At 39.9% G+C, this 24,763-nt stretch carries 26 protein-coding genes and 1 other annotated feature; of the genes, 21 read left to right on the forward strand and 5 right to left on the reverse strand.

Annotation, left to right across the window (positions count from 1 at the left end; translation table 11 throughout):
* The first annotated feature begins 2 nt into the window (after positions 1–2).
* From HMPREF0549_RS05550 to yjeM, 6 genes are all read left to right on the forward strand, one after another.
* Entirely contained in the window at positions 3–1,145 is a 1,143-nt protein-coding gene (locus tag HMPREF0549_RS05550) for a nucleotidyltransferase (protein WP_040531490.1), read from the forward strand.
* A gap of 77 nt (positions 1,146–1,222) precedes the next feature.
* A complete protein-coding gene (locus HMPREF0549_RS05555; protein ID WP_003717283.1) occupies positions 1,223–1,789 on the forward strand; it encodes a YceD family protein in 567 nt (188 codons plus the stop codon).
* Positions 1,790–1,841: 52 nt separating this feature from the next.
* Positions 1,842–2,021: a 50S ribosomal protein L32 gene (gene rpmF / locus HMPREF0549_RS05560; RefSeq protein ID WP_003717284.1), complete on the forward strand. Its 180-nt coding sequence runs from the start codon at positions 1,842–1,844 to the stop codon at positions 2,019–2,021.
* A gap of 194 nt (positions 2,022–2,215) precedes the next feature.
* Complete coding sequence (locus tag HMPREF0549_RS05565; protein ID WP_003717285.1) at positions 2,216–2,902, forward strand: response regulator transcription factor; 687 nt, start codon at positions 2,216–2,218, stop codon at positions 2,900–2,902.
* A 9-nt stretch (positions 2,903–2,911) separates the two neighbouring features.
* Positions 2,912–4,420: a HAMP domain-containing sensor histidine kinase gene (locus tag HMPREF0549_RS05570; RefSeq protein ID WP_003717286.1), complete on the forward strand. Its 1,509-nt coding sequence runs from the start codon at positions 2,912–2,914 to the stop codon at positions 4,418–4,420.
* A gap of 225 nt (positions 4,421–4,645) precedes the next feature.
* Positions 4,646–6,136 (forward strand): glutamate/gamma-aminobutyrate family transporter YjeM, encoded by a 1,491-nt coding sequence (yjeM, locus tag HMPREF0549_RS05575; protein WP_003717287.1) that lies wholly within the window; start codon positions 4,646–4,648, stop codon positions 6,134–6,136.
* A gap of 55 nt (positions 6,137–6,191) precedes the next feature.
* On the opposite strand, the gene HMPREF0549_RS05580 is transcribed toward yjeM, so the two are convergent.
* From HMPREF0549_RS05580 to HMPREF0549_RS05595, 4 genes are all read right to left on the reverse strand, one after another.
* Positions 6,192–7,448: an MATE family efflux transporter gene (locus tag HMPREF0549_RS05580; protein ID WP_152378565.1), complete on the reverse strand. Its 1,257-nt coding sequence runs from the start codon at positions 7,446–7,448 to the stop codon at positions 6,192–6,194.
* A 205-nt stretch (positions 7,449–7,653) separates the two neighbouring features.
* On the reverse strand, positions 7,654–8,064 hold the full coding sequence (locus HMPREF0549_RS05585; protein ID WP_003717289.1) for a peptide deformylase: 411 nt from the start codon (positions 8,062–8,064) through the stop codon (positions 7,654–7,656).
* Between the two features lie 53 nt (positions 8,065–8,117).
* Complete coding sequence (gene yidC, locus HMPREF0549_RS05590) at positions 8,118–9,086, reverse strand: membrane protein insertase YidC (RefSeq protein ID WP_003717290.1); 969 nt, start codon at positions 9,084–9,086, stop codon at positions 8,118–8,120.
* A 98-nt stretch (positions 9,087–9,184) separates the two neighbouring features.
* Positions 9,185–9,460 carry an acylphosphatase gene (locus tag HMPREF0549_RS05595; protein WP_003717291.1) on the reverse strand — a complete coding sequence of 92 codons (276 nt, stop codon included), beginning with the start codon at positions 9,458–9,460 and terminating at the stop codon, positions 9,185–9,187.
* Positions 9,461–9,558: 98 nt separating this feature from the next.
* Between HMPREF0549_RS05595 and HMPREF0549_RS05600 the strand changes: the two genes are divergently transcribed.
* The 8 genes from HMPREF0549_RS05600 to HMPREF0549_RS05635 all read left to right on the forward strand — a co-directional run bounded on the left by HMPREF0549_RS05600 (position 9,559) and on the right by HMPREF0549_RS05635 (position 16,500).
* On the forward strand, positions 9,559–10,335 hold the full coding sequence (locus tag HMPREF0549_RS05600; protein WP_003717292.1) for a TrmH family RNA methyltransferase: 777 nt from the start codon (positions 9,559–9,561) through the stop codon (positions 10,333–10,335).
* A gap of 67 nt (positions 10,336–10,402) precedes the next feature.
* Positions 10,403–10,909: an HD domain-containing protein gene (locus tag HMPREF0549_RS05605; protein ID WP_003717293.1), complete on the forward strand. Its 507-nt coding sequence runs from the start codon at positions 10,403–10,405 to the stop codon at positions 10,907–10,909.
* Positions 10,910–10,931: 22 nt separating this feature from the next.
* Positions 10,932–11,270 (forward strand): winged helix-turn-helix transcriptional regulator, encoded by a 339-nt coding sequence (locus tag HMPREF0549_RS05610; protein WP_003717294.1) that lies wholly within the window; start codon positions 10,932–10,934, stop codon positions 11,268–11,270.
* A gap of 48 nt (positions 11,271–11,318) precedes the next feature.
* Positions 11,319–11,517, forward strand: a binding site (T-box leader).
* Positions 11,518–11,555: 38 nt separating this feature from the next.
* A complete protein-coding gene (gene pheS / locus HMPREF0549_RS05615; protein ID WP_003717295.1) occupies positions 11,556–12,602 on the forward strand; it encodes a phenylalanine--tRNA ligase subunit alpha in 1,047 nt (348 codons plus the stop codon).
* Positions 12,603–12,607: 5 nt separating this feature from the next.
* A complete protein-coding gene (gene pheT / locus HMPREF0549_RS05620; RefSeq protein ID WP_003717296.1) occupies positions 12,608–15,025 on the forward strand; it encodes a phenylalanine--tRNA ligase subunit beta in 2,418 nt (805 codons plus the stop codon).
* Between the two features lie 2 nt (positions 15,026–15,027).
* Positions 15,028–15,372: an MltG/YceG/YrrL family protein gene (locus HMPREF0549_RS05625; protein ID WP_003717297.1), complete on the forward strand. Its 345-nt coding sequence runs from the start codon at positions 15,028–15,030 to the stop codon at positions 15,370–15,372.
* 82 nt (positions 15,373–15,454) lie between these two features.
* Entirely contained in the window at positions 15,455–15,931 is a 477-nt protein-coding gene (greA, locus tag HMPREF0549_RS05630) for a transcription elongation factor GreA (RefSeq protein WP_003717298.1), read from the forward strand.
* Between the two features lie 170 nt (positions 15,932–16,101).
* Positions 16,102–16,500: a HesB/YadR/YfhF family protein gene (locus HMPREF0549_RS05635; protein ID WP_003717299.1), complete on the forward strand. Its 399-nt coding sequence runs from the start codon at positions 16,102–16,104 to the stop codon at positions 16,498–16,500.
* Positions 16,501–16,578: 78 nt separating this feature from the next.
* Here the strand turns inward: HMPREF0549_RS05635 and HMPREF0549_RS05640 are convergent, their stop codons facing one another.
* Positions 16,579–19,206 (reverse strand): YfhO family protein, encoded by a 2,628-nt coding sequence (locus tag HMPREF0549_RS05640; RefSeq protein ID WP_003717300.1) that lies wholly within the window; start codon positions 19,204–19,206, stop codon positions 16,579–16,581.
* Between the two features lie 186 nt (positions 19,207–19,392).
* On the opposite strand from HMPREF0549_RS05640, the gene HMPREF0549_RS05645 reads away from it, so the two are divergent.
* The 7 genes from HMPREF0549_RS05645 (at position 19,393) to HMPREF0549_RS05675 (ending at position 24,763) form a co-directional block, all read left to right on the forward strand.
* Entirely contained in the window at positions 19,393–21,474 is a 2,082-nt protein-coding gene (locus tag HMPREF0549_RS05645) for a peptidoglycan D,D-transpeptidase FtsI family protein (protein ID WP_003717301.1), read from the forward strand.
* Between the two features lie 136 nt (positions 21,475–21,610).
* Positions 21,611–21,760 (forward strand): 50S ribosomal protein L33, encoded by a 150-nt coding sequence (gene rpmG, locus HMPREF0549_RS05650; protein ID WP_003717302.1) that lies wholly within the window; start codon positions 21,611–21,613, stop codon positions 21,758–21,760.
* 119 nt (positions 21,761–21,879) lie between these two features.
* A complete protein-coding gene (locus HMPREF0549_RS05655) occupies positions 21,880–22,437 on the forward strand; it encodes a 5-formyltetrahydrofolate cyclo-ligase (protein ID WP_003717303.1) in 558 nt (185 codons plus the stop codon).
* Entirely contained in the window at positions 22,437–23,099 is a 663-nt protein-coding gene (locus HMPREF0549_RS05660) for a rhomboid family intramembrane serine protease (RefSeq protein ID WP_003717304.1), read from the forward strand. The genes HMPREF0549_RS05655 and HMPREF0549_RS05660 overlap by 1 nt, the downstream gene beginning before the upstream one ends.
* A gap of 6 nt (positions 23,100–23,105) precedes the next feature.
* Positions 23,106–23,342, forward strand: coding sequence for a YqgQ family protein (locus HMPREF0549_RS05665; protein ID WP_003717305.1), 237 nt, complete (start codon positions 23,106–23,108; stop codon positions 23,340–23,342).
* Positions 23,343–23,368: 26 nt separating this feature from the next.
* Positions 23,369–24,331, forward strand: a complete 963-nt coding sequence (locus tag HMPREF0549_RS05670) for an ROK family glucokinase (RefSeq protein ID WP_003717306.1) — start codon at positions 23,369–23,371, stop codon at positions 24,329–24,331.
* 3 nt (positions 24,332–24,334) lie between these two features.
* A complete protein-coding gene (locus HMPREF0549_RS05675) occupies positions 24,335–24,763 on the forward strand; it encodes a rhodanese-like domain-containing protein (protein WP_003717307.1) in 429 nt (142 codons plus the stop codon).

The raw sequence follows: 24,763 nt of genomic DNA on the forward strand, positions 1-24,763 counted from the left end.
AGATGCATGCAGTGGGGTTGGTTACCGAGTATAACCCGTTTCACAATGGGCACATTTACCATATTGAGCAGGCAAAAAAAATTACGAATGCTGATGTAGTAATTGCGGTGATGAGTGGTAATTTTACTCAACGTGGAGAGCCGGCAATTCTTGATAAATGGCAGCGAACACGAGCAGCGTTGAAAAATGGGGTTGATCTAGTAGTAGAATTGCCTATTTTTATGGCTGTTCAGCCTTCTCACCGTTTTGCAGCGGGAGCACTACAATTACTAAATGATTTACAGGTACCCGATGTGGTTTTTGGTGCAGAACACCCATCGTGGGATTTTTCAAAACTGGTCATGGCAGAACAACACTTTAATGAGGAGTCCTTTGAGCAATTTAACGCAACCTATGCAACGCAATTTAACCAACAATTAAATGAATTAACAGGGCATCAGTTGACAGATCCAAATGATATTCTGGCATTTGCTTATTACAAAGCGGCACTTGAAAATAGTTACCCGATTGCCCTTCACCCAATTAATCGTTTAGGGAGTCAGTATCATGATCAAAGAATCACTGGCACAATTGCTAGTGCGAGTGCAATTCGCAGAGCAGTTGAACTTCATGAGGCAATTGATCAGGTTGCGCCTGCAGCAACTGTGACTGCACTAGCCAAATTAAGGAAACTGCCAAACTGGGAGCAACTATACCCGTTATTAAGAAATTTTCTAATCCAAACTCCAGTAGAAAGTCTTCACCAGATTTATCAAATGGCTGAAGGATTAGAATATCGTTATCGTGAGGCTGCAGAACGGGAATTGACATTCTCAGGTTTTATTCATCACGTAAAAACAAAACGATATACTTATTCACGGTTACTCCGTGTATGCTTATATGCTGTGATGGAAATTACAAATTCTCAAATAGCTCAGGCCAATGTTCATCCATATCTTCATGTTTTGGGATTTACAGAACGAGGACAAGAATACTTACACCAGGTTAAAAAGCAGGTGGAGTATCCTTTGTTAACTAAGATTGGACAGGACGAACATGATGGTTTAGTTAATTTAGACTACCGGGCAGGAAAACTATATCAAATGTTTACGGACGTGGAACAAGACGTTAAACATGCACCAATTATTGTTCGCAAAGGGAATTAAAAGTGTCAAGGATAAAACATTGACAAGCAAATTTGTGACTAGTATAATTGTGCTTGTTGCATTAGGAGGTTAATACGATGAAATGGTCAATAGTAGAGTTACATCGTTATTCAGATGAACCGCTACACATTCAGACAACCCTCGATTTAAACCAGATCTTAACAACATCATTTCCGGACACCATCTTGGCTGTTCAACCAGTTAAGGTTGATGGATATGTTAGTTATGATCAGGGGGATGTTACCATTAGTACTCATGTACAGACAACGGTAACTGTGCCTTCTAGTCGATCATTAACACCCGTAGCATTGCCGCTTGATTTTTCGTTTACTGAGACATATGTAGATGATCCTGCACACCTTTCTCGTTATGAAGATGATGAGGATAATGATGCGATTGTCTTTGTCTTAAAGCACGGTGAAAAGATTGATTTTGATGAAGCCGTGGCCGAAAACATTGTTGAGCAGATCCCGCTACGAGTTCTTTCTGATGATGAACGTGATGGTAAGTCATTACCAAACGGGAAAGGCTGGGAAGTTATCACTGAAGATGACTATAAAGCTAATCAGCAGAATGCTAAAAAAGTTGATCCACGTCTCGCTAAGTTGAAAAAACTATTTCCTGATCAGGATGAAAAAAAGTAGCGGACGGTTAACAACCATTTGTGGATAATTAATTTCTTAGGAGGTGTCAAACATGGCTGTTCCAGCACGGAAGACTTCAAAGACTAAGAAGCGTATGCGTCGGGGTCACATTAAGTTGAGTGTACCTGGTCTTGCACCTTGCCCAAACTGCGGTGAACTTCGCAAGTCACACATGGTATGTCCAAATTGTGGCTACTACGATGGCAAGCAAGTTGTTGATACTAACAACTAACATCAATATTAAGAAAGATCCTTTTCTAGGCGCCGGACCTTAAAGGGTCTTTTTTTATTTTTAAAATTTAATTTATTACGTGAGAATTACTTCAAACATCATCATATTAAGGCTGGGGTTTATTAGAGAATTGTGATAAAATTATTGTGTTTTATTAATGTACGAAATAAGAATTAATTGTGTAGGTGAAAGCAATGAGTCGAATTTTAATTATTGAGGATGAAGAAAACTTAGCAAAGTTTGTTGAAATGGAGCTTAAGCACGAAGGTTATGAGACTGATGTTGAATTAGACGGTCGTGCAGGACTACAAGCAGCTCTCAACCAGGACTTTGATCTAATTTTACTTGATTTAATGTTGCCAGAGTTAAACGGGATAGAAGTTGCTCGACGGGTTCGTGAATTAAAGAATACACCAATTATTATCATGACTGCTCGGGACTCCGTGATCGATCGGGTATCTGGCTTTGACCATGGTGCAGATGATTACATTGTAAAGCCATTTGCAATCGAAGAACTTTTGGCCCGTGTTCGTGCTTTGTTACGGCGAATCAATATTGAAGATAGCAGCAACAAGGAACACCAGACGACTGTCCAATATAAGGATTTAACAATTGAAAAGGAGAATCGGGTTGTTCGTCGTGGCGATGAGGTAATCAACCTTACTAAGCGAGAATATGAACTTCTTCTGATCCTAATGGAAAACATTAATGTTGTAATGTCACGGAAAGAACTACTGAGTAAAGTTTGGGGCTACGATTCTAAGGTTGAAACTAACGTGGTTGATGTTTATATTCGTTATTTACGGAATAAAATTGACCGACCTGGTGAAAAGAGCTACATTCAAACGGTTCGGGGTACAGGATACGTTATTCGTTCCTAGGATTGACTGATGGAAAAATCACAAAAACAAAAGAAATTTTTCTCGCTAAAATTAAAATGGGCGCTAGGAACTTCTATTGGTTCTTTCTTGATTTTTTGTATGGTAGCGATGTCGCTGTTTAGCGCTTTTACCCAAAACCTCTTAAATTCTGAGCGTGAGTTGCTGAATTCAGGAATGAACGTGATCAATCAGCAGTTAGGACGCAGTAATACAACTTTAAACAAGACGGGGATTAATAACATTATTATCCCTGAACATGAACGAGATGATTTTGTCAATGGTCAGCGTTATCGACGGCCAATCATTCAAGAATTAAGTGACTCGCATCTGATTGTTAATATCTATACTCCTAATAAGCAGAATATCTTTAGTACCGGAAAACCGCTAAGTCACGCTCAATTCTCACAGAGTAAACGGATTAGAGAGGTTTCTGGTCCTGAACATAATGTTCTTGCTGGAACACAGGCAATATACTCTAATAGGGGTCACAAGTTAATTGGTTACTTGAAAGTAGAAAATAGTCTAAATGCTTACTATAAGAGCTATAATCAGTTCAAATTAGTTTGCTTCTTTGCAATGTTACTGGTGATCTTAACAAGTGGGTTACTAGGTTATTTCTTATCCTACTTCCTTCTTCAACCATTAGGTGACATTCACGATACGGTAAAAGAAATTAGTAAGGACCCAACAAAGAATATTCGGGTACCCGTAACGGGAAGAAATGATGAGTTAGCAGAATTGACTGCAATGTTTAATGAAATGCTGGACCGAATGCAACGGTATATCGATCAGCAATCGCAATTTGTTGGCGATGTGAGCCATGAGTTACGAACACCGGTAGCAATTATCCAGGGGCACCTAGAAATGCTTCAACGTTGGGGAAAGGATGATCCTCAAGTGTTGGCAGAGTCATTAAATGCTTCTCTTGCTGAAACAAAGAGGATGAAGAACCTGGTTCAAGAGATGCTCGATCTGAGTCGTGCGGAACAGGTTGAAATTAATTTCCGTAACCAACGAACGGTTGTTAATGATGTGGTTCATCAAGTATTTAATAACTTTAAAATGCTGTATCCAGAGTTTACTTTTACTTTGGATGACGATCTTCATTCGCCAGTTATTAGCGACGTTTACCGTGATCATCTTGAACAAGTGCTAGTAATTCTCTGCGATAACGCGATTAAGTATTCGCAGGATCGGAAAGAGATCCATATTTCGCTTTCTCGCGGAATGAACACTGTTGAAATTGGTGTTCAGGACTTTGGTGAGGGGATTGCTCCAGAAGATATTAAGAAGGTCTTTGACCGCTTCTACCGGGTTGATAAGGCTCGCAGTCGCAAAAAGGGTGGTAATGGTTTAGGACTTTCTATTGCCAAGCGATTGATTGAAGGCTATCACGGTTCAATTACCCTTGAAAGTTCGTTGGGGGCTGGCTCGATCTTTCGGATAATCTTACCAATCGTTGAAGATGACGATATAGAAGACGACCAAGCAAAAACTGATCAACAAGATAATAATTAGATGGTAGGCACCAAATATCTGAATTTCATTCAGTATTTGGTGCTTTTGTCATAGTAATCGTTAACTAGGAATGATTATTAAAAGACTATTTGCCATTATCTTTCGAATTATTGTTCAACAATTTACAAAATTAATGTCACCTGTACAAAAGTGACTAAATTAGGCTTATAATGTAAGCGGATAACTTAATATTTTTAAGGAATTGGAATAAGGAGTTGAAGATCCGTGGCGACGGAAAAGAAAAAATTAATCACGACACCAACGCTGGTCTTGATGATCATTTCAACCATCTATGGGTTTGGAAATGTTTCTATTGCCTATGCTCAGATGTCGTATGCAGGAATGTTTTGGTATATTATAGGAGGAATTTGTTTCTTCTTCCCGTGTTGTTTAATGATGGCCGAATATGGTTCAGCATTTAACGAAGCAAAGGGGGGAATTTATTCCTGGTTAGCAGGTTCAATTGGTGAAAAGCTAGCATTCATTGGGACGTTTATCTGGCTTGCTAGTTGGGTTCTCTGGATTGTTTCAAGTGCTTCACGTCTTTGGATTACATTATCAGCGTTACTCTTTGGGCGCGACACTACTCAAAGTTGGCACATTGGTTCTTTGGGTTCGACGCAATTAATTGGTATTTTGGCAATTATTTTTGTGATCGTTGTTACCTGGTTAAGCTCGCGGGGAATTAATGGGATTACCAAGATTAGCTCATTTGGTGGTGCGTTCATGATCATAATGAACTTTATCTTTATTTTTGCCAGCCTAATTACGATTGTTGCAAATCATGGTGTTCCGGCACAGCCAATTGACGGAATTAAGACATTCTTTGTATCACCTAATCCATCATTTCAAACGCCGATTGCAATTATTTCATTTGTTGTTTATGCGATCTTTGCATATGCAGGAATGGAAAACCTTGGTGGGGTTACTGACAGTATGAAGAACCCTTCAAAGACTTTTCCTAAAGGGTTGACTATCGGTGCTGTCTTAACCATTGGTAGTTACGTATTAATGATTGTTATGACTGGATTTAGCGTAAATTATAACCAAGTAATTGCTAAATTAAGTGTTAACCTGGGGAATGTAACGTATGTTGTTTTCCACCGTTTAGGTTACATGATGGGAGTTTCCCTGGGGTTAAGTCACGGAGTAAATCTTTTCTTAGGTGATTTATTTACCCGCTTGATTGCTCTTGCCGGTTTAATGGGGATGCTTGGTGCAATGTTTATCCTTGTTTATACTCCAATTAAGTCCTTTATTATGGGATCAAACCCTGACTTATGGCCAGCACGAGTTACTAAGTTGAATCGACATGGAATGCCTGCCTTTGCAATGTGGGTTCAAGCAGTTATCGTTTCGGTAATTATCTTCTTAGTAGCCTTTGGTGGTTCTGCAGCTGCCAGCTTTTACCAAATCTTAACTGACATGGGGAATGTTTCTACTTGTGCGCCATATATTTTCTTAGTTGGAGCATTTCCGGCATTCCAGCGAAAAGATATTCCACGTGAATTTATAGCATTTAAGAACCGGTTTTGGACTATGGTTCTGGTATGGTTTGTTGAAATTATTGTTTGTTTAGGAATCATCTTTACTTGTATCCAACCAATTTTGGATCATGATTATCAAACAGCCTTTTGGACAGCCATTGGACCAATCTTCTTCGGAATCGTTGCGTGGGTGCTTTATGATTATGCTTCTAAGCACGCCCGAGCATAACTAAAAACAACCTAAGATTATTTTCGTTCTGAACTAATCTTAGGTTGTTTTAATTTTAAATATTATTATATTGATTAATCCGTTGATGAATTAAGATGAATCCAATTCCCGTAACAATAAATTCAGTTAACGGAACCGCTGCCCAGACTCCCTCAAGACCAAAGAAAAATGGCAGGATAAATATTAATGGCAGGAGAACTAGGTAACCGCGGAGAAGTGATAGGGCGAACGATGCACGGGCTGAATTAGTTGCCGTCAAGAACAAAATGAAGAGGTAATTTAAGGCACTAAAGAAAGCACTCGTGAAGTAAATCGGCAATCCCACAGCAGCGTAATGAACGAGCTGAAGTGAGTTCTGAGTATTAAAAAGACTGATGATTGGGTACTTAAATGTAGTTAAGATGATAAATTCAGTAAGTGCTAACGCAAGCGTAATGATGATCCCAACTCTTAATGCGTGAGATACGTTATTAAAATGATGCTCACCATATTCACGACTAGCAACTGGCTGAACCCCGAGGGCAACCCCGTTAGCAATTGCTAGAACCACAATTGCAATGTTTGAAATTACACCATAAGCAGCAACGGCATAGTTATTTGCTAGTATTAAAAGAACATGGTTAAAGAAGAATACGCTAACGCCGCTGCTTAGTTCATTTAGTGCTGCTGCAGAGCCTAATCGTGCTGACTCAATAAGCGGCTTAAAGGAGGGGCGGACAAGGTGAAAATGAAGCCGCCGATTCTTAAACTGACGGTGAAATGATAAAATTACCAGACTGATTGCTGGTGAAAAGATTACTGCCAACGCTGCTCCTTCCATTTTTAAACCGAGACCAAAAATGAAGAACCAGTCAATGATAATTACTGATGATGTTTCGATAACGGTTGCCAACATGGTTAGGGTTGGGTTGCCATCATTACGAATAAAGTTGATGCTGACATAATTACACATTACAAATGGACCGCACCATGCCACTATTCGTACATAGGTAATTGCGAGAGCCCGCGTAGCATTATTGGCGCCAAGAAAGTCCACAATTCCGACTGAAAAAATATCAATCAGAATCGCAAGTGTGATTCCCAAAATTGCTGCGGAGATCATTAACGAGCTATACAGGGATTCAATTCGCTCAGGGTGGAGAATTTTATTTAGTGAAAAGATTGTTGCCCCACCAACACCGAGTAATAACCCAAGGGCGTTAAAGAGATTAAAGATGGGAAGAGCAAGGTTGAGGGCAGTTAGCCCTAATGCGCCAGCGGCAATCGAAATGAAGAGGGTATCAATCAAAACATAAATTGATGTTCCAAGCATGGCAACAATGTTTCGACTAACATAATGAAAAACTTCTTTAGTGATTGGCAAGATAAAACCTCCAGATTAGCTTCCCATCCTCCAGAAATTTGGACGCCTGTTTGGAAAGTAAAGATAATTTATAAACAAAACCCGGCGATTTTGTGGCTCTTATTTCATTAACCTTATCTTAGCAAATCAAATGCAGCGGTAAAAGAGGCGAACCTTAAATCAGAATTCCATTAAGGTGGTCGATCTCGTGTTGGATGATCTCTGCAGCTATATCCGAAAGTTGTAAGGTTTGTAAATGCCAATTTTGGTCACGGAAGGTAACCTTAATTTGACGATAACGCGTAACCGTTCTTTTTCCGGGAAGTGAAAGACAGCCTTCAGCGGTTTGATATGGCTCTTGCTTTTGGGTTATTTGGGGATTGTACATTACCATGTTAATTGGTCCAAGACTTGCAATAATAATTGCCTTGTTGATGCTAATCATATTTGCTGCCATCCCAATGCATTCTGCATGGTGTGCATTTAAGGTGTCTTTGAGATCAATACCAACATTAAGATCTTGTCTTGTTGCGGGGATGGCACGTTGTTGTAAAAGTATTTGATCGTGGTTAATTGGTTTAATCATTATCCTGTCTCCTAAAATAAAAGGGCTATAGTGATTCCCATAGTCCTAGTTTTTTAATTATTGTTTTTATGATGGTGCTGCTTACCAGCATTTCGCTGACGATTACTTGGCTTTGGTGTAGCTGAAGAAACCGGTGCAGCAGATTCCTTTAATTGATCAATCGTTGCAGAAACATTATCGGTTGCTTTAGATGCTGAATTATTTGTTGTCAAAGCATCAGGAACCTTAACTGGATTTTTTTTGTTTTCTTCTGCAATTTGTCGGCGAATCCGTGGCCGATATGCATTAATCATTAAGGTTTGAAGAATGGCGAATAGCCCACCAATAAAGAAGTAAAGTCCTAGCCCGGCTGATGAGGTTAATGAGATAAAGAAGGTCATAAATGGACTCATCCAAATTGCCATTTTCATTTGCTTCTTTTGTTCTTCCGGCACTCCCACTAATCCAAGATAGCTTTGTACAGCATATGCAACGAAGGAAAGAATTGCGAAAAGAATGCTTGGCTTTCCTAGTGCAATTCCCATGAAAGTTGCATGATAAAGGTCTGGGGAATAACGGATTGCTGCATAGAGGGCAGCAAAAACTGGGAACTGAATTAGTAGTGGTAAACAGCCGATTCCCCCAGTCAGGCTAACATTATTTTCCCGGTAAACAGCCATCATTTGTGCACCAACGGCAGCTTGCTCTTCTGGAGTTTTCGCTTCTCGTTGCTTTTTTTGGAGGTCTTTAAGCAATGGCTGGATTTTAGCCATTTTTTCTTGCATGATGGTCGATTTCTTCATTTGTGAAAACATCACTGGTAGCAAGATTGTCCGGACAACAACAACAATTACGATAATTGCCCAACCGTAATTATTGCCTAAATGACTAGCAAGCCATTCCATTAAATGCTGCATTGGTTTTGCAAGGTACGTATATGTTAGTCCGTATGGCTTTCCTGACTTTGTCGTTCGTACACAACCAGTCAGGAGTAGTAGGGCAACGGTTAATAGTCCCGCAACCGAAAGTCGTTTTCGTTTCATCAATATTCTCCCTTAGTGTAGTTAAGTATAGTTATTAAATAGTATAAAACAGTACATATATTAACATTAAATCCATTAGCAATTCTACCGATTTAACGCTATTTAATCATAAAAAGCTGATAATGATAGGGTGGTAGCTCCTCAATTTGCAGGTCGGCAACCCGGGCAAATGGGGTTGGCTCAGTTTTAATTAGGTGAATAAATTTTTCCAAACTTGAGTGGTTACCTTCAGCGATGATTTTGACTGTTCCGTCTGATAAATTCTGGACAGTTCCCGTAATGGTGAGACGATTAGCAATTTGCAGTGTCCCGTAACGAAAGCCGACCCCTTGAACCTGACCATGGACAATTATCTTTAAACATTGAAGTCCCATTTAGGTCACTCCTTCTCTTAATAAAATCATAGAAATTATTAACATCATTGTACGCTATAACCATGGTATAATTAATCAAAAGAGGAGTCGATAATTAAATGGAAAAACTTACGTCGATTCATAATCAACACGTAAAAAATTGGAAAAAACTTCAAACAAAGAAATACCGTCGACAAACGGGGACGTACTTACTTGACGGCTGGCACTTGGTGAATGAAGCGGTTCAATCAGGTGTTCAAATTTTGCAATTAATTGGAACAAGTGAACAGCTTGCTGCTCACTCAGATTTAAATTCGCTTACTAATGAGGTATATGAAGTTACTGAAGAGGTAATGCAGCATATTACTGATACGGTTACTCCACAGGGAATTGCAGCGGTGGTTCCGTTGCCAGATGCACACAAGGTTCCAGATATGGAAAGCCTTCATGGTGGCTGGTTATTTCTTGATCGTGTTCAGGATCCAGGCAATGTTGGTACAATGGTACGAACTGCTGATGCTGCTGGATTTGCTGGTGTAGTGGTTAGTCACCGCTCAGCAGATATTTTCAGCCCGAAAGTGATTCGGTCAATGCAAGGGTCTCAATTTCATTTGAAGCTGTACGAAGGCGATCTAGCAAAGTGGATTGAAGATTTTAAGACGGTTAATGCACCGATTTACGGGACTCAGCTTAATCCGCAGGCAAAAAGTTTTCGTGATGCTGAACCAGGAAAAACCTTTGCTTTAATTATGGGGAATGAAGGCCAAGGGATGAGCGACCAGCTTCTCAGTCAAACAACAGCCAACCTTTACATTCCAATGCGGGGGCAGGCAGAGTCACTGAACGTTGCTGTTTCTGCGGGAATTCTTATGTTTCAGTTAAATAAAAATTTATAATGCTTAATGATTTATTTGTTGGGATAGATCTTGTAAAATATCCTTAAGAATTGAAAAGGGGGATTATATGAAGTCAATTAATGAATGGCGAACCGATTCGGAGTATGTTTCTATTGTTAGTGATTTATTAGCTCAGCCAGCTGTTCAGAAGTTAGCTCAGTATACACAACACCATCACTCGAACCGTCTCCAACATTCGATTGCGGTTTCATTCGATAGTTACAGGATTGCCAAACGGATGCATCTTGATTATCGGAGTGTTGCCCGCGCTGGCTTATTACATGATCTCTTTTATTATGATTGGCGAACTACCAAATTTGACTTGGGGACACATGCGTTTATTCATCCACGGGTAGCTTTGCGTAATGCTGAAAAATTAACAAAATTGAATGCAAAGGAAAAAGATATTATCCTTAAGCATATGTTTGGTGCAACATTAGCGTTGCCGAAGTATCGTGAGAGCTGGATTGTTTCCCTTGTGGATGACTTTGAAGCTGAACATGAATTCTTTACCCCGCTTCGGGCTAAGTTGGCACGGAAGATCCGTAAGCGTCGTATGAAGTCTGTATGGTAGTTTGTGGAAGGGAGTTGTTACTATGCAACAATTAGCTGAGAAGTCGGCTAATGCTGGTGGCTGTAAACTTTGTCCGAAATTCACTCATACCTTTTCGATCCTTGGCAAAAAATGGAATGGCTTAATCATCGAAGCCCTTTTAGTTAAGGATACGATGCGTTTTAAGGATCTTTCAGCAAGTATTAATGGATGTAGTGATCGGGTTTTATGTGAACGTCTTAAGGAACTGGAAGACGAGCACATTGTTGTCCGGAATACCTACGAAGGTGAGAATCGGATTGATTACTCATTAACGGAACGAGGACAAGAACTTCGGGAAGTTATGAGTACCGTTCACCGGTGGAGTGACAAGTGGAATTAATTTTTTCCTTGACCTGCTAACGGTGCTTAGCTACAATAGTCTGTGATATTAAAAGTGTTGATGGAAACTAGTACCTGGATTCTTATTGTCAGAGAGCTGTTATAATTCTGTAATTAACGGTCAGTAATATTCGGGGAATTTCATTTCCGGAGCCGATATGTAATGATATTCCGGTTGATCGCCGTTATTGATTTTGAGTGTGCATTTTTTGCAAACTAGGGTGGTACCGCGAAGCCTCGTCCCTAATCGGACGGGGCTTTTTTGTTTACTAAAAGGAGTGAAATTATGGGATTAAAAGAACGACTTGCTGAACTTCGTGAAGAAGGATTGCAAGAAATCAGGGAATCTGAAGACCTGAAAAAGATTAATCAAGTTCGGGTAAAAATGCTCGGAAAGAAGGGCCCAATTACCAATGTCCTTCGTGGGATGCGTGACTTAAGCGCTGAAGAACGGCCAAAAGTTGGTCAATTTGCAAACAAGGTTCGTGATGAACTTACTGCTGCAATTGAAAGCAAGCGAGCAGAACTAGAACAAGCTGCAATGAATGCAGAACTAGAGGCAGAAACAGTTGATGTTACTTTACCCGGAACACCAGTGGCTCAGGGTGAACCACACGTTATCCAACAAATTATTGACCAAGTGGTTGACCTATTTGTTTCAATGGGGTACGAGGTTGCTGTTGGTGACGAAGTAGAACAAGAAGTTTATAACTTTGAAAAATTAAACCTGCCAAAGGATCACCCAGCACGGGATATGCAGGATACTTTCTACGTTACGCCGTCTGTCCTAATGCGGACCCAAACTTCCCCAATGCAGGCACGGATGTTGGAGAAGCATGACTTTAGCCAGGGACCATTGAAGATGATTTCGCCAGGGAAAGTTTATCGGCGTGATACGGATGATGCTACCCATAGTCATCAATTTAATCAAATTGAAGGAATGGTTGTCGGTAAACACATCACAATGGCTGATCTAAAGGGAACATTGAAGGTCGTTGCTCAATCACTTTTTGGTGATAAGTTAGATGTTCGTTTACGGCCAAGTTACTTCCCATTTACTGAACCATCAGTAGAAGCTGATATTACATGTTTTAATTGTATGGGAAAGGGCTGTTCCATCTGTAAGCATACCGGCTGGATTGAAGTCCTTGGTGCCGGAATGGTTCATCCAAACGTCTTGCGGATGTCTGGTGTTGATCCAGAGAAGTTTGGTGGCTTTGCCTTTGGATTAGGACCCGACCGATTTGCAATGTTGAAGTACGGGGTTACCGATATTCGGAACTTCTACCAAAATGATGTTCGTTTCTTAACTCAATTTGATCGGAAAGGATAACGGCAATGAAAGTTTCATACGATTGGTTAAATGAATATTTAGACCTTGACGTTGAACCACGCGATCTTGCCGAAAAGATTGCGCGGACGTCTGTTGATATTAATGATGTTTATTCATTAAGTGATGGCTTGAAAAAGTTAGTGGTGGGGGAAGTAGAAACTTGTGAACCTCATCCTGATTCGGATCATTTGCATGTATGTTCCGTAAATGTTGGCGAAGAAGAACCACTTCAAATTGTTTGTGGAGCACCCAATGTTGCGGCCGGGCAAAAAGTAATCGTTGCTTTAAATGGCGCCCGGATTGCAAATAATCAAAAAATCAAGCGTGGCAAGATTCGCGGAGTTGAATCCAACGGGATGCTTTGTGCCTTACAGGAGATTGGTTTCAGTGACCGCATTGCTCCAAAGGCTTATGAAGACGGCATTTACATTCTGCCTGATGATGCTAAACCGGGTGAATCAGTATTCAGCTACCTGGGAATGGATGACACGATTATTGATACCGATGTTACTCCTAACCGTGGTGATATGTTGAGTATCTATGGCAATGTTAATGACATTGCCGCATTCTATAACCTGAAGCCGCACTTTAAAGAAGTTGCAGTAGAAGAAAATGATGATCAGGCAACTGCTGATCTCATTAACGCTGAAATTAGTGATAAAAAGATTGCACCAACATATAAGTTGCGGGTAATTAAGGGCGTTAAGATTGAAGATAGTCCATTGTGGCTCCAAATCCGCCTATGGAATTCTGGTATTCGTCCAATTAATAATGTTGTGGATGTTACTAACTATGTTCTGCTCAAGTATGGTCAACCACTACACAGCTATGACTACGATAAGCTGCCAAGTCATGATATTAGCGTCCGCCACGCTCGAGCAGACGAAAAATTCGTTACTCTTGATGATGAAGAACAAACACTAAACGCAAATGATATTGTCGTTGTAAGTGGTGATCAACCAGTTGCCCTTGCCGGAACAATGGGTGGTCAAGCTACTGCTGTATCAGAGAATACTACTACCGTGGCACTTGAAGCAGCAATTTTTGATTCGGTAATGGTACGGAAACAAGCTCGTCGCCTCGATCTTCATAGCGAATCCTCAATGCGCTTTGAACGGGGAATTAATCCGGCAACTGTTGAAACTGCTCTTAATGAAGCTGCCCAATTAATTTCTCAATTAGCAGGTGGAACAGTTACCAAGGGAATCGTTACTGGCAGTGAAAAACCAGCAGAATCTAAGGATATCGAGCTCTCATTAACGAAGATCAACCACGTTTTAGGAACTAATCTGAAGATGGAAGATGTTACTAGTGTTTTTGATCAGTTAGCCTTTCCTAACAAGTTAACTAGCAATGATACGGTTCTAGTTACGGTTCCTGCTCGGCGTTGGGACATCAGCTTACCAGCCGACCTTTATGAAGAAGTTGCCCGGATCTATGGCTATGACAATTTACCCGAAAGTTTACCGGTAATGACTCGTAATCATGGTGGTTTATCTCCTCGGCAACGATTTATTCGGGCCACTCGACATGATTTTGAGGGGATGGGGTTGAACCAAGCCATCAGTTATTCATTGACCACTGTTGACAAGGCTAAGCAATTCCAAATTGATCCAGTAGCTGAACCAATGAAACTAGACTTCCCAATGAGTTCTGATCATGTAGCAACGCGGATGAGCATTATTAGTGGCTTATTGATTGATATTGCTTATAATGTTGCTCGTAACGTTAATAATGTTGCCCTTTATGAAGAGGGCCGAGTATTTATTCCGCGTGGTGGAGAACGGCCAGAAGAGCAGGAACACGTCGCAGGAGCAATCACTGGTCAATTATTGAATAATAGCTGGCACATTACTGATCAGCCTGTTGATTTCTTCCAAGTAAAAGGAATGGTGGAACGCTATCTTCACAACATGGGAATTGCAGGGAAGATTGAATACGTTGCTGATCATTCTCGAGAAGAGATGCATCCTGGACGGACAGCTAATATCCTAATTGATGGCGAGTTAGTCGGTTTTGTTGGTCAGGTTCATCCACAAACAGCAAAAGAATATAAGGTTCCCGAAACCTACGTCTTTGAATTAAACCTTGAACAGCTAATGAAGGCTAAGAAGATCGAAAATGAATACACGCCAATTAGCAAGTTCCCAACAATCACGCGTGATATTGCTCTATTAGTTGATACCAACGTTACAAATGAAGAGATTGTTGATTTAATTAAGAAGCGCGGGGGTGCCTTCTTGAAAGATGTCCACTTGTTTGATGTTTATAGCGGTGCCCACCTTTCTTCTGGAAAGAAGTCATTGGCATACACATTAACTTACCAGGATACCAATGCAACCTTGACTGAGGATCAGGTTAACCAGGCATTTGATAAGGTAACAAAACACCTTCAAGAACAATTAAATGCTGAGATTCGTTAATAATGACTAACGAAAAATTACGTCGGCAAAATCGGGTTGTTCTGATTATCCTAATTCTTTTAATTTGTTGTGGCTTAGGGATTCACCAATATTTTAACTATGCTTTAAGACCAGTTGATTCTTCAGCAAATCAAGTAATAAGCGTTAAAATACCGCAGAGTGCGACTGATCATCAAGTGGGTGTGATTTTAAAAAGAAAACGATTAGTGCGGAGTAGTTTCGTCTGTGATTACTATTTGCAAACTCATAAGGAATCGGGAGTAAAGGCCGGAACATTTAAACTAAAAGCTTCGTACTCGACACCGCAGATTGTTAGTCTTTTGCAAGAATCCCGTGAAAGTCATTAAAAATATTTTTAGAATAATTATTTACATTTATCTAAACAAATGGTAATTTACCAATGGATATAAGATAGGAGTGTGTAATTAAATGGCTGAAGAAAAAACTTTTCCAATGACGCTGGAAGGAAAACAAAAACTTGAACAAGAACTTGAAGACCTTAAAATGAAGCGTCGTCCAGAAGTTATCAAGCGAATTAAAATTGCGCGAAGCTATGGTGACCTTTCTGAAAACTCTGAATATGAGTCAGCAAAGGATGAACAAGCCTTTGTTGAAGGACGAATTTCACAAATTGAAAATATGCTTCAATATGCTGAAATCATTGATAATGATGATGTTGACAAAGATGAAGTATCAATGGGACGAAAAGTAACGATCAAGGAACTTCCCGATGAAGAACCTGAAAGTTACCAAATCGTTGGGGAATCAGAATCTGATCCATTTAACGGTAAGATTTCTAATGAGTCACCAATGGCAAAGGGTCTCCTTGGACACAAGGTCGGCGAAGAAGTCGAGATTGAAATCCCTAATGGTACGATGAAGGTTAAAATTTTGAGTGTAGAATAATCAAACTAATCTCAGTATGATTAAAGGTCCAAATTCCGCAAGTGGAGTTTGGACCTTTTATGATCAATTGTCTAATCTATTAAGTTTTAGCTTTATTAACCGAAAATCATATCTTTCTCCCTAATGAAAGTGCTATCATAAAGTATAGTAATCGAAGGGATGTGAAGTTAATGAAGATGATTATAACCGATGCTGCAGATAATTGGTTTAGAACTAACCTAGGCTTGGAAAATGGTGGTGGAGTAAAATTCTACGGAAAGACTTATGGCTCAACAGAAGTTCACCACGGATTTTCACAGGGTTTTACGCGTGAGGATGTTCCGGTTTCACCAATCCTGGAAGTAAAAAAGGGAAACGTTAATTATCATATTGATAACCTTGATGAATGGTTTTTCAAGGGATTAATAATGACTATTGATTATGATAAAAAGTCTGATGGCCCAGTTTTTCATTTCAAGCATGAAGACGGTGACTCAACGCCTGATGTTGCTGGGTTAGATAAAGATTCTGATGATCATGCGGATAGTAAGGCTGATGCTTCGACTGGTGCTTCTGCACAATGGAAATAAATAATTTAAGGTGAAGAAAAAGCAGAAACGATTACAGAGGTTAATTTAGCCTCTGATTTACGTCTCTGCTTTTTTCTTTTATTGATGGCGAACGTTAAATTTAATCAAGAAAAATGCTGCTAATAAGCTTAGCGCACTAATAATCATTCCGGTAATTAAGTATGGTGGTCGGTAATGAAGGGTTACCTGATGGGTTCCTGGTTTAATCTTCAGTGCTAGGAATGTACTAATAGCTTTTTGACATTTTACCGGATGACCATCAATTTTAGCATGCCAGCCGCGATCATAAGGAATCGTTGTCATCAGTACTCCTTGATCCTTTTTAATATTAACTTTTCCTTTAAGGGTTGTTGCACTAGCATGACTGAGCTTTAATGGCGATCGTTGCAACGTTTTGAGATCGTGATTAAATGCTTGCTGGTTAAGGCGATATAGACTCACATTTTGCATCCATAATTCTGCGTGTTTCAAATGGAAGGTAATTACAACTTTTTGCCCTTTTTGGTGATGGGCAACGTTCATAACGATTGTATCCCGATAAGTTTGATATTGGCTAAAGTGCCGGTTATTTACCGTGATTGACGCATCATCCTTAACATTCGGCCCAACGGTTAAATAGTATGAATCATTACTGTTAGGGGTGAATTCTAATTTGACGGTCGCTCCGGCAGATTTTTGCTCTTTTTGAAAAACGGTTCCGGTAATTTGTTTTGCGCTTTGAACGTTTTGAAAATCGACTTGGTTAAAGTTCTGAATTTCAAATAGTGGTTGTGGAGAGTTAGCTAAGTCTTGGAAAATTTCAGACTGATAAGCCACAGGGTCATAAGTATCATGACTTAAGCTGAGAATTCGTGAATTAGCACCAAACGCAATTGGTAAGGTATCCTTGTTCTTTCGTATTCCAATATTATTAGTTACCGCTACAGGAACCTGAGTATTCCAATCAGGACGATACCCTGATAAGGGGAGAAATGGCGTTGAACGATTTGGATCAATAACCGCCATTGTATAGCGGAAACCTAATAACGAATCCGTTACTTGAGTGCCATTATCGTATGATACGAAACCATCGCCGGCCGGTTGTCCAATTGCTCCCATAAACGTTGGAAGACTAGGAACAATCGTTGAGCCGAAGTGGTCACCACCGTTAAAGCCGCTTTGCATTGGGTCATCTTTAGTTCGCATGAAGGTTTTAGCAATCCGATAAAAGCCATGATCACTATTTTTGATTTTTGTAGTAGCGTTATTAAGTGCCGTGGTATATTGCCCAAATTCGGTTTGACTAACGTATGATATTTGGTTGAGGGCAGTATAGGTGCTGGTTGAAACATCACAAACCGTGATCAGCACTAGTAAAAGGTTGTTTAGGTTGGGGGAAGCCGCGTGAGGGATCGCCAAAAAGATAATACTGATAATCGCGATACCCAGTCCGATCAATTTCTGACTGTTATTAATATAAGAAACAGTTAGGGTTTCAACATATGCAAAAATTGCTAACGTGATTATCAGTAAGGTTGCAAGTTGCCATTTTTCTGGTTGAAAATCTTTTTGCAGACAAGTAGCAGCAAGAAGAATCGTCCAAAAACAAAAGATAAATGAAAATCGTGAAGGGTACCATACAGGAAATTGGCCGATATGCCAAAGAAGATCAAGCGGTTCATAACAGAATGAAAGAATGAAAAAGATCGTAATGAGCAGAGCGAGAATTCGCTGACGCAAGTTGATATGGTGGTTTAAAACGTATAATCCCAAGCCAAACATCATTAGCATTCCCACATAAATATTTGCTTGACCACTAGGCATTTGATTGAAATTAAATGATCCGGGAACAAGCTTAGCAAGCAGTTTTAGCGGATTATATTCGAAGCGGTTTCGAATATGGTTGTTAGTATAAGTTCCCTTGCTTTGAAGAAGGGTATAGATGGTTGGCAATAAGACAATGCAACTGATGCCTGTAGCGATTAATGAAGCAATTATGTAACGACTAAAAGCCCACAACCGTTCCCGCCAATTATTAATTAATGGAAGCTGCCAGATAAAAAGAAGAATTGTAAAGATGCAGATCATCCAAGCCATATAGTAGTTATCGAGCATCATCACGGTAAGCCAGCAAATATAACAAGCAAATTTACGGGCAAAAATAACCTGGTGAAGTCCCCAGACAACTAGCGGTAAAATGATCATTGCATCAAGCCAGAGTAAGTTTAGCTGATTAGCAACGATCCAACCATTGAGAGCATAGGCGGTACTAAATGCAAGAATACGAATTCCGGTTTGCAGTTTAGTCTTTGTTAGCAGCCAAGCAAATGCAAGACCGGAGAGACCATACTTTAATAGGGTTAACACCAAGACGCCACTAGAAAGATGGGCGGCCGGGAAGAAAATGAGAATTAGGTTTAAAGGGCTCCAAAGATAGTAAGCGTTTGTCCCCCACATCTCTCCACCGAGCCCCTTGCTAAATGAATAGATAAACTCACTTGGGTGATGCAGCAAGGTTCGTCGAAAGTACGAGAAAAAATCAATATATTGCTGCCCAAGGTCGACGGTTAGCAAACTGTTTTGCCCAAAAGGCGCCATTGAGCGATAGGCAAAATAGCTCCCCATTATAATTACGGGAAGGAGAAAACTGATTAATAAAATATGCTGTTTTTTAAATTGAGAACGAAATTGCACAAAATGTCCTCCTAAATAAAATATCCTTGTCATTATATACCGAATTAATCCCCAATGAATATGAAGGTTCTGTTAAGTTTCCGTGATTTGCCGATTTACGTATTCATTTTTGTATCAATAAAGTGTATGATTTCATTTTGGTAAGTCAGCTTTAACTGTCAAATGAAGTAAAATTTGCTACAATAGAATTCATCACGGTAAAAGGAGAAGTTTAATACTGTGAAGTTTTTTGATCGAATTACGAACTATTTTAGTTCAAACAAAGGAAAACATAAGAATGCTCAATCTATAATCCCCTCACGGTTGAACTTGTTGCTTTGGATTGTCGGAATTTTGCTATTAATGCTTGCTGGTCGTTTGTTTTACTTGCAAGTCCTTAACGGGTCATCCTATAAGGCAGAGGTTAAACGATCGGATACTACGATTCAAACAAATAATGTTCAACGGGGAATGATTTACGATAGTCGCGGTAAGGTAATAGTTGGTAACCAGACTCACCAAGCAATTACCTATACTAAGAGTTCTGACGTAACGACGGCTCAGCTTTATCAGATTGCCAATCGCTTAGGAAAATACATTACCGTAAGTAACAGTGATACGCGGTTAACAGTCCGGAATGAAGAAGATTACTACTTAGCAAATAAGGATAATCTTAAGCGGATTACTAAAAAGCTAAACCTCTCTAAAGATGCTAGTGATGACGACCAATATAATGCTGCACTAAAGTATTTAAAGAGTCATCCGAATGAATTGCGGTTGTCAGATCACGAAAAGAGCAATGCCCGGATATATGCTGCGATGACCGGGGCATATTCACTATCAACAACTTACATTAAAAAATCCGGAGTTACTAGTAAAGAGCTTGCCGAAGTTGGTGAGCACCTAAACCAAATGCCTGGTGTCAAAATTGGAACGGCTTGGACAAGAAACTATCCACAAGGGAAGGATTTTCAATCACTAACTGGGACTGTTTCAACAACTGGGTTGCCGAGTGACCAGATTAATAGTTTGCTTTCTCAGGGTTATTCCAGAAGTGATAGTGTTGGTCAAAGTTACTTGGAAAAGATGTTCCAGGGAACTTTAGCTGGTTCTAAGTCACAAACACAGGTAACTACTAGTGGAAATAAGGTAACTGATGAGGTAGTTAAGTATCCTGGTAAGAAGGGGGATAACCTTGTCTTAACGATTAATTCTAAGTTCCAAAAGCGTGTTCAGGAAATTTTGAAACAGAATTATTCTTCTGCAGGAATCTCATATTCATCGGGTGTTTATGCGGTAGTTATGAATCCACATACCGGGGCAATTTATGCTATGGCTGGAATCGACCGGAATATTAAGACCGGTAAGCAAACTGTCGATGAAATTGGTGCGATTAACCACCCAATTACAATGGGGTCCGTTGTTAAGGGTGCCACTATCATGGGTGGTTTAATGAGTGGTGTTATTACACCAACCAATAATACCTTAACCGATCAGCCGATTAAGGTTGCAGGAACTTCATCGAAGAGTTCATGGTTTAACAAAACCGGTTCTGCCAACATGGCTTTAAGTGCTCCAATGGCACTGGAAGTTTCATCAAACTCTTACATGATGCAGTTAATCATGAAGGAGGGTGGAATGAATTATAAATCAGGTGCTCAGTTAACATTGAAGCCAAGCATCTTTGCTAAGGAACGTCAGTACTTTAACATGTTTGGTTTGGGGCAAAAGACTGGGATTGATCTTCCCGGAGAAACGGCTGGTTATAATGGGCCATCTACTCAGAAGCATATTGGATCAGCACTTGACTTATCTTATGGGAACTATGATGGTTATACTGTTATTCAGTTGGCTCAATATATGTCAACGATTGCTAACGGTGGAAACCGGATGCGGCCGTATGTAGTTAAAGAGATCCGTGGCAGTAAGTCTAATGGTAAGTTGGGAAGAGTTGAATACACAACCCAACCACAAGTTCAGTTTACAATTCCTGCTTCAAAGGAAGACTTTGATCTAGTACGTCAGGGGCTATATCTGGTTACTCACGGAACAAGTTCTTATGTAACTGCCAAGTCCTTGGGAACTGCTAAACCATCAATCTCAGGGAAAACGGGGACTGCTGAAACTGTTACTAATGGTCATCAGACTTCAACAATTAGTTTTGCTGGTTACTCGCCATCAAAGAACCCGCAAGTTGTTGTTGCTCTTGCAATTCCAGGGGTAACTAATGAAAATGGTGGTGCTAACTTGAACATGGCTAAGCAAATATTCAGTGCTTACTGGAAGATGGTTCAGGATTCTAAGAGTACCAGCAATGACTAGCTACTAGATTATCTGTCAAGTATTTTTCCTTAACAATTATCACAAAAGACTGGTCAAACTAGTTAATTAATGATATAGTTGTACGAGTTAGGGTTAATAACCACGTTAAATAATAAAAAAATAGGAGGTCATGACAATGCGTGTCAACATTATCCTTGAATGCACATCATGCCACGAACGGACTTACTTAACTAGTAAGAACCGTCGTCACAATCCCGACCGTCTTGAATTAAACAAGTACTGCCCTCGGGAACGTAAGGTTACTTTACACCGTGAAACTAAGTAATAAAAAAAGCACCTTTTTAGGTGCCTTTTTTATTACTTAGTGAAAAAACGCTTGCATAAATAGTCATGAGCTGTGATAATTATAGATTGAAAACGTTTAAAAGGAGAGATTGTAGGATAATGACGTATTCAAAGAAGGAGTTGCGTCAAGCGTATATCGCACGACTGCAACAACTTGATCTTAATACGCGTTTACATGAAGAAAAAAGATTAACTTCATTGCTATTTGACCAACCTGAGTGGATGAATGCTAAGGTTATCGCAACAACATTAAGTCAGTCCTTAGAATTGGATACTTCTCCAATCATACTTCATGCTCGTCATGAAAACCGTCAAATTGTTGTCCCGCGAACCTTGCCAGATCGTCAAATGGAGTTTGTGGCGTTAAATGAAGATACCGAATTTGTGGAAACAACTTTTGGTATCTTAGAGCCGAAAGATGGTCGAGTGTACCAACCCGATGAGATTGATCTGATGATTGTCCCTGGGGTTGCATTTACTCTATCTGGTCGTCGGATTGGTTTTGGCGGGGGTTACTATGATCGTTACTTAGACAAATATAATGGTGATACGGTCTCACTATCCTTTACTACCCAGCTGGCAAATGAAAATGAGTGGCAAAGCGACCAATACGATAGACACGTTAATAAAGTGCTTTCTTTACCGGAGACTGATTAATGAGGGATCAAATTTGGCGAAGAGCACCAGTAACCGTTGTCCTCTTGATTATTCAAATAGTTGCGTTTATCATAATGACACTATTAGGTGGTTCAACGAATTTTAGTGTTCTAATAGAGTGTGGTGCACGGGTTACGTCATTGATCCATGAAGGTCAGTGGTGGCGGTTGATAACACCGGTATTTCTCCATATCGGAATTGCCCACCTAATTATTAATAGTATTACCCTTTATTTCTTGGGAATGTATATCGAAGAATTATTTAGTCATTGGCGAATGCTAGTGATTTATTTAGTGAGTGCCTTTACCGGTAACCTGGCAAGTGCCTATTTCTTGCCTAACACAATTTCAGCTGGTGCGAGTACGGCACTTTTCGGCTTGTTTGGTGCATTCTTAATGTTGGGGGAATCATTTCACGATAACGAATTGATTCAGGATTTAAGCCGACAATTTTTGATTTTAGTAGGAATTAATATCGTGATGGATTTCTTCCTTCCTGGAGTGGATCTTGCTGGCCATATTGGTGGTCTTCTCGGTGGATTCCTAATATCGTATGTTGTTGGTGCACCGTTTGTTGGGCATGTTCGTCTTTATAAACGGATGATTGGCAGTCTCGTATTGTTCTTTGGTATTATTGCTATGATAATTGCAATTGGCAGGTGATTTAAGGTGACACGACCGCGAGAATATCGAACCCTATATGATGTTCAACAGTTACTAAAAGAATTTAATGTTTATGTTTATGTTGGTAAACGGTTATATGATATTGAGTTAATTGCGATCGAGCTAGATCACTTATATCAAGCTGGGGTTGTTGATAACGCGACCTACATGAAGGCAAAAATCGTTCTTCGGAAAGAACATCGTGAAGAAGAACTACGTGAAAAAAATGGAACAGCTATTTAAGCTGTTATAAGAAAGGAAATGAAAAAATGGCTAAAAAATTAATTGGTGTTGATCTTGGTGGAACTACTATTAAGTTTGCGATCTTAACTGAAAATGGTGAAATTCAACAAAAGTGGTCTTTGCGGACTAATATTTTAGATGAAGGTTCGCATATTGTTCCTGATATTATTGATTCAATCAACCACCACCTTGACTTGTACAAGATGGATCGTGATCAATTTGTTGGTATCGGAATGGGAACCCCAGGGACAATTGACCGTGATAAGGGAACTGTTGTCGGTGCCTATAACCTTAACTGGAAGACTACTCAAAAGGTTAAGGAACAAATTGAAGAGGGAACCGGCATGAAGTTCTCCCTTGATAACGACGCCAACGTTGCTGCCCTTGGTGAACGCTGGAAGGGTGCTGGTAATGAAGGTGATGATGTTGCCTTTATTACTCTTGGTACTGGTGTTGGTGGTGGATTAATCTCCAACGGTAAGTTAGTTCATGGTATGGTTGGTGCCGGTGGTGAAGTTGGTCATATGATCGTAAAGCCTAATGGTTACCTTTGTACTTGTGGTAATCGTGGTTGCCTTGAACAATACGCTTCCGCTACGGGGATTGTTCACATTGCTCAAGATAAGGCTGAAGAATACGAAGGTGACAGTCGTCTGAAGGCAATGATTGATAATGGTGACGAAATTACTGCTAAGATTGTCTTTGATTTAGCTAAGCAAAACGATTATTTAGCAAACACAGTTGTTGATGAAGTTGCATTTTACTTGGGATTAGCTGCTGCTAACTTAAGTAATGCACTTAACCCTGAATACCTTGTTATTGGTGGTGGGGTTTCAGCTGCTGGTGACTTCCTTTTGAAGCGGGTTAATGAGAACTTCAAGAAGTTTGCTTTCCCAACTGTTCGGACATCAACTCAATTAAAGTTGGCTGAACTTGGTAATGATGCCGGGGTTATCGGTGCTGCTTCTTTGGCTCGGCAATTCATGTAAAAGATGAGGAGCGTTAACGTGATTCTTGGAGTTAGTAATGGTTTGTTAACCTTTAATATTGTTATTATTGTCCTTTTGATTGCTTGGGGTCTTACTTGGCTTTTCCAATACTACCGTCGAAAGAAGTATGCAACGGTCTTGGATCAAGATGCCTTTCATGAGGGGATGCGTAAAGCGCAAGTAATCGACCTTCGGCAGCCCAATGACTTTAAAAAGGGCCATATCTTAGGGGCACGGAATTTGCCATATATTTACCTGAAACAACAATATGGTGAATTGCGTCCTGATCTTCCTGTATATATGTATGATCAAGGAATTGCAATTAGCACCCAAGCTGCTGCATTTCTTGCTAAACATGGTTACCACCAACTATACATCCTTAAGGGTGGCTATAATGGTTGGAAAGGGAAGACCAAGAAGTCTAAGTACTAA

It is taken from the genome of Limosilactobacillus vaginalis DSM 5837 = ATCC 49540, from assembly GCF_000159435.1.
Classification (GTDB): Bacteria; Bacillota; Bacilli; order Lactobacillales; family Lactobacillaceae; genus Limosilactobacillus; species Limosilactobacillus vaginalis.

Bases quoted from the DNA above. Each gene is read 5' to 3' on its own strand.
- HMPREF0549_RS05550 (WP_040531490.1), top strand. From the start codon at position 3: ATGCATGCAGTGGGGTTGGTTACCGAGTATAACCCGTTTCACAATGGG.
- HMPREF0549_RS05555 (WP_003717283.1), top strand. From the start codon at position 1,223: ATGAAATGGTCAATAGTAGAGTTACATCGTTATTCAGATGAACCGCTA.
- rpmF (WP_003717284.1), top strand. From the start codon at position 1,842: ATGGCTGTTCCAGCACGGAAGACTTCAAAGACTAAGAAGCGTATGCGT.
- HMPREF0549_RS05565 (WP_003717285.1), top strand. From the start codon at position 2,216: ATGAGTCGAATTTTAATTATTGAGGATGAAGAAAACTTAGCAAAGTTT.
- HMPREF0549_RS05570 (WP_003717286.1), top strand. From the start codon at position 2,912: ATGGAAAAATCACAAAAACAAAAGAAATTTTTCTCGCTAAAATTAAAA.
- HMPREF0549_RS05580 (WP_152378565.1), bottom strand. From the start codon at position 7,448: ATGCTTGGAACATCAATTTATGTTTTGATTGATACCCTCTTCATTTCG.
- HMPREF0549_RS05585 (WP_003717289.1), bottom strand. From the start codon at position 8,064: ATGATTAAACCAATTAACCACGATCAAATACTTTTACAACAACGTGCC.
- yidC (WP_003717290.1), bottom strand. From the start codon at position 9,086: ATGAAACGAAAACGACTTTCGGTTGCGGGACTATTAACCGTTGCCCTA.
- HMPREF0549_RS05595 (WP_003717291.1), bottom strand. From the start codon at position 9,460: ATGGGACTTCAATGTTTAAAGATAATTGTCCATGGTCAGGTTCAAGGG.
- HMPREF0549_RS05600 (WP_003717292.1), top strand. From the start codon at position 9,559: ATGGAAAAACTTACGTCGATTCATAATCAACACGTAAAAAATTGGAAA.
- HMPREF0549_RS05605 (WP_003717293.1), top strand. From the start codon at position 10,403: ATGAAGTCAATTAATGAATGGCGAACCGATTCGGAGTATGTTTCTATT.
- HMPREF0549_RS05610 (WP_003717294.1), top strand. From the start codon at position 10,932: ATGCAACAATTAGCTGAGAAGTCGGCTAATGCTGGTGGCTGTAAACTT.
- pheS (WP_003717295.1), top strand. From the start codon at position 11,556: ATGGGATTAAAAGAACGACTTGCTGAACTTCGTGAAGAAGGATTGCAA.
- pheT (WP_003717296.1), top strand. From the start codon at position 12,608: ATGAAAGTTTCATACGATTGGTTAAATGAATATTTAGACCTTGACGTT.
- HMPREF0549_RS05625 (WP_003717297.1), top strand. From the start codon at position 15,028: ATGACTAACGAAAAATTACGTCGGCAAAATCGGGTTGTTCTGATTATC.
- greA (WP_003717298.1), top strand. From the start codon at position 15,455: ATGGCTGAAGAAAAAACTTTTCCAATGACGCTGGAAGGAAAACAAAAA.
- HMPREF0549_RS05635 (WP_003717299.1), top strand. From the start codon at position 16,102: ATGAAGATGATTATAACCGATGCTGCAGATAATTGGTTTAGAACTAAC.
- HMPREF0549_RS05640 (WP_003717300.1), bottom strand. From the start codon at position 19,206: ATGACAAGGATATTTTATTTAGGAGGACATTTTGTGCAATTTCGTTCT.
- rpmG (WP_003717302.1), top strand. From the start codon at position 21,611: ATGCGTGTCAACATTATCCTTGAATGCACATCATGCCACGAACGGACT.
- HMPREF0549_RS05655 (WP_003717303.1), top strand. From the start codon at position 21,880: ATGACGTATTCAAAGAAGGAGTTGCGTCAAGCGTATATCGCACGACTG.
- HMPREF0549_RS05660 (WP_003717304.1), top strand. From the start codon at position 22,437: ATGAGGGATCAAATTTGGCGAAGAGCACCAGTAACCGTTGTCCTCTTG.
- HMPREF0549_RS05670 (WP_003717306.1), top strand. From the start codon at position 23,369: ATGGCTAAAAAATTAATTGGTGTTGATCTTGGTGGAACTACTATTAAG.
- HMPREF0549_RS05675 (WP_003717307.1), top strand. From the start codon at position 24,335: ATGAGGAGCGTTAACGTGATTCTTGGAGTTAGTAATGGTTTGTTAACC.